Annotated in this window: 3 protein-coding genes; all 3 read left to right on the plus strand. The window is 65.9% G+C overall.

Annotated elements, in window-relative coordinates:
• Positions 1-40: 40 nt before the first annotated feature.
• Positions 41-886 (plus strand): CpsD/CapB family tyrosine-protein kinase, encoded by an 846-nt coding sequence (locus tag AB7F41_RS17110; RefSeq protein WP_428406720.1) that lies wholly within the window; start codon positions 41-43, stop codon positions 884-886.
• A 442-nt stretch (positions 887-1328) separates the two neighbouring features.
• On the plus strand, positions 1329-2396 hold the full coding sequence (locus AB7F41_RS17115) for an efflux RND transporter periplasmic adaptor subunit (protein WP_428406721.1): 1068 nt from the start codon (positions 1329-1331) through the stop codon (positions 2394-2396).
• The coding region (locus AB7F41_RS17120; protein WP_428406722.1) for an efflux RND transporter permease subunit at positions 2393-4748 on the plus strand (2356 nt) is incomplete at its 3' end. The genes AB7F41_RS17115 and AB7F41_RS17120, both read left to right, overlap by 4 nt.

Here is a 4748-nt window from a genome sequence, read left to right on the forward strand (position 1 = left end):
CGACGCGCCCATCGCCGACGCAGCATAGGATCTCGCGGTCATGGATCATATCAGGGAAGCCGTCCTGCGCGCCCGCGGCGCGCGCAAGAAGACCGGAGAACGCCCGCCCGCGACGACGTCGGCCGGCGGCTCCCCCAACCCCGTCATCGAGACGCGCGCGCGCTTTGAGCGCGACGGCGCGCCGCCCGACATTTCTTCCTTCCCGGAGTTTCATTGCGATTTCGACGGCTTTGCGCGCCGCCGCATCATCTCGAACGAACAGGACCCGGTGCTCAACTCCTATCGCGTCCTCAGAACGCGGCTGCTGCAACGCATGGAGGCCGAGGGCTGGCGGACGGTCGCGGTCGTCTCGCCCAATTCCGGCGCCGGCAAGACGGTGACCGCGATCAATCTCTCGATCGCGATCGGGTCGAAGGCCGGAAACCGCGTCGCGCTGGTCGATCTCGATTTCCACCGGCCGAGCATCGCGCGCTATCTCGGCCTTTCCGCGATTCCCTCGCTTCTCGACTTCTTCGAAGGCGCAAAGCCCTTGCGGGACGTCGTCATGCGCCCCGACCTTCCCGAAATGCTGCTTCTCGGCAATGAGCGCGTCTCGCGGCGGGGCGCCGAACATCTGACGTCGCCCCGCGCCGACGAGCTCATATCCGGCTGCCTGAATGAATTCGGCGCGCGCTTTGTCGTTTTCGACATCTCGCCCCTGCTCGGCTGCGACGACGCGATCGCCTTCCTGCCGAAGGTCGACTGCGTCCTCTTGATCGCCGCGAGCGGCGACACGAAAGTCGCAGACCTGAAAGAGGCCCGCCGTCTTCTCGCCAAGACGAAGGTCGTCGGCACGGTCCTCAACAAGGCCCCAGACGTGCTCGGGGCTAGACCCTATTATTACTGAGGGGGCGGGCGACATCTCTCGCCCAGCGCCCCCGCGGCCCATCCTTCGCAACGCGCCTTCGGCGCTCCTCAGGATGAGGCCCTTAGTGTTGCAACAACGGAAAGCCTCATCCTGAGGAGCGGCCCAAAGGGCCGCGTCACGAAGGATGGGAGCAGGGCTCCAATAGAGATCAACGATTGCATGCCTAACGCTCATGAGGGGCGGAAACTCCTTGACTTCCCGCTCAGCCTACGGCGCCCTTGGGGGGACGGGGATAAGTAGGTCCCGACTCGCCCCGTGGTTGCGCGTTCTCTCGCGAAATTGAAGCGTTTCGCCGCTTCAGTTTCGATTAGCGATTGAAGCCTAGGGTAAACTGACTAGTTTAGCGCCGCTGTTCGCGCGCCCTCCTCCTGACCGGAGAACGAGGCGCGTCCGGCTATGTTCTTTTGGCAGGATGCGACCGATGAGGCTCTCGAACTCCGTCAAGACCGCGCTCGTCATTCTTGCGGCCTTCGTCCTCTATTTCGGCGCGCGCGCGCTCTTTGCGGGCGCCAAGCCCGACAAGCCGGCGGCGCCGGAATCGGAACTCTTCGCCGTCGTCGCGCGCGAGATCGGGCCGGTCGAATGGCGCGACGAGGTTCGAATTCGGGGCCGCGCCGAGGCCTTGCGGAAAATCGTCGCGCGCGCCGAAACGGCGGGCGTCGTCGAGGCGACCCCCGCCGAGCCGGGCGTCAAGGTCGAGGCCGGCGCGCCGCTCTGCCGGCTGAAGATCGACGCGCGCCGCGCCGCGCTCGACGAAGCGCGCGCCGCTTTCGCCAAGGCCAAGCTCGACTATTCGGCGGCGGCGGCGTTGGCGAAAGAGGGCTTTCGTTCCGAGACCGCCGTCGCGGCGGCCAAAGCCGCGCGCGACCTCGCCAAGGCCAATCTCGAACAGGCCGAGGTCGCCGTCGAGAAAACCGTGATCGCCGCGCCCTGGGCCGGCATTTTCGACGAACGTCTCGCCGAGACCGGCGATTATCTCAAAATCGGCGACCCCTGCGGCGTCGTTATTCAGCAGACGCCCTTTCTCATCGTCGGCGCGGTTTCCGAACGCGACGTCGTGAAGATTTCGCAAGGCGACAAGGGAACGGCGCGGCTCGCCTCAGGCGAAACGGTCGAGGGCGTCGTCCGTTTCGTCGCCAAGGCCGCGGACGAGGCGACGCGCACCTTCGAGGTGCAGCTCGAAACGCCGAACGAGGACGGCGCAATCCGCGACGGCATGACCGCCGACTTCACCGTCTTCGCGGGGCGCGGCGAGGCCCATCTCGCGCCGCGCTCGGCCCTGACGCTCGACGATGAGGGCCGCATCGGCGTCCGGCTCGTCGGCGCGGACGACATCGTCGATTTCGCGCCGGTGCGCCTTCTCGGCGAGGCCGCGGACGGCGTTTATGTCGCGGGGCTGCATGGCGATGTCCGGCTCATCATCCGCGGCCAGGATTTCGTCAAGCGCGGCCAAAAGGTCGCCGTCGCCGCCGAGGAGGCCGGCGCATGACACGCCTCATCGACGCGGCCTTCGCCAATACGCGCGTCGTCATGACGGCGCTCGTCGTCCTGATTATTTTCGGCGTCGTCGCCTTTAAAACGATCCCCCGCGAGGCCGAGCCCGACATCCCCGCGCCCTTCGTCGTCGTCACGCTGCCGCTGCCGGGCGTGTCGCCCGAAGACGGCGAGCGCCTGCTCGTCAAGCCGACCGAGCTCGAACTCCAGGCGATCGAGGGCCTCAAGCAGATGGACTCCCTCGCCTATGACGGCGCGGCGCAGATCATCCTCGAATTCGTGACGACCGCCGATGTCGACCAGGCCGTGCTCGACGTGCGCGAGGCGGTCGACCGGGCGAAGGCGAAATTCCCGGCGAACGCCGAAGAACCGGTCGTCAAAGAATTCAACATGCAGACGCAATTCCCGATCCTGACGGTCATTCTGCATGGGGCCGCGCCCGAACGCGCGCTTTACCAGACCGCGCGCGCGCTGAAAGACAGCCTCGAAAGCGTCAATGGCGTTCTCGAAGCGCGGCTCACCGGCGCGCGCGAAGAGCTGCTCGAAGTCATCGTCGATCCGACGACGCTCGAATCCTACGGCCTCACCGAGCTTGAGGTCATCAACGCGGTGACGGCGAACAACCGTCTCGTCACCGCGGGCGCGCTCAATGTCGAGGACGGCCGCTTTGCGGTGAAGGCGCCGGGCGTCGTCAAATCCGGCCCCGAGCTCATGGCGATCCCGTTGCGCGCCAGGGGCGAGCGCGTCGTCGCCGTCGGGGACGTCGCCGAGGTGCGGCGGACCTTCGTCGATCGCACGGGCTATGCGATTTTCGACGGCGCGCCGGCGATCGGCGTCGAGATCACGAAGCGCGCCGGCGCGAATATCGTCGACACGATCGAAGCCGCGCGCGCGGTCGTCGAAAAGAACGCCGCCTTCTGGCCGTCGACGATCCGCCACGACTTCATCAACGACCAGTCGGTCGTCGTCAAAGACAATCTCGAAGGGCTCACCGCCTCGGTGATGACCGCGGTGCTTCTCGTCATGATCGTCATCGTCGCCGCGCTCGGCCTGCGCTCGGCGATCATGATCGGCGTCGCCATTCCGACCTCTTTCCTGATCGGTTTTCTCCTGCTCTCGGTCTTCGGCTACACGCTCAATATGATGGTGATGTTCGGCCTCGTCCTCGCCGTCGGGATGCTGGTCGACGGCGCGATCGTCGTCATCGAATATGCCGACCGGCGCATGGTCGAGGGCGCGGCGCGCAAGACCGCCTATCTCGAAGCGGCGAAGCGCATGTTCTGGCCGGTCATCACCTCGACCGCGACGACGCTCGCCGCCTTCGCGCCCTTCCTGTTCTGGAAGGACATGGCGGGCGAATTCATGAAGTTCATCCCGCTCACGCTGATTTTCGTGCTGATTTCGTCGCTCGTCGTCGCGCTGGTCTTTCTGCCGGTGCTCGGCTCGCTTTTCGGGCTCCCGAAAAAGCTGAAAGAGCGGCTGCGCCTCAAGGGGAAGACGGACGCCGCGCCCGCCTACGAAATGGAGGAAATCGATCCGACGACCTTGCGCGGGCCGATCGGCGTCTATTCGCGTTTCGTGAGGGGCGCGATCGGCCGTCCGCTCGCCGTCCTCGCCGCGACGGGCGCCGTGCTTGTCGTCTGCGTCGCGAGCTTTGCGGCGGCCTCGCCCGATCTCGAATTCTTCATTCGCGACGATTCCGAACAGATCAACATCCTCGTCGAAGCGCGGGGCAATCTTTCCGAGGAGCAGAAGATCGCCGTCGTCGAAAAAGTCGCCGAGCGGGTCAAAGACCATCCGGCGATCGAGCATCTCTATTTGCAGACCGGCCAGGGCCTTGCCCGCAACACCGACTATCCGCCCGATACGATCGGCCAGGTCGGCGTCGATCTTGTTTATTATTCCGAGCGCGAACATTCCCGGATCGTCATGGAGGAGTTGCGCAAGATGGTTGAAGGCGTCCCGGGCGTGCGCACCGAGGCGCGCTCGCGCGAAGGCGGCCCGCCCATCGGCAAGGACGTGCAGGTCGAGATCTCCGCGCCGAATTTCGACGCGATGCTCGCCGCCGCGAAGAAGACGCGCCATTTCGTCGACACGGCGACGATGGACGCCGGCGGCCTCGACGTTCCGGTCTATATGGACCAGGAAGACACGCTGCCCCTTCCCGGCATCGAATGGTCGATCGATGTCGACCGCGCGCTCGCCGGCCGCTACGGCCGCAGCGTCAGCGAGGCGGGCGCCGTCCTCCAGCTCGTAACGAGCGGCCTGCTGATCGACAAATACCGCCCCGACGATTCCGAGGATGAGATCGACATCCGCGTGCGCTATCCGCGCGCGGAGCGCTCGA

Origin of the sequence: Methylocystis sp. (assembly GCF_050251305.1) — a bacterium.
GTDB lineage: Bacteria > Pseudomonadota > Alphaproteobacteria > Rhizobiales > Beijerinckiaceae > Methylocystis.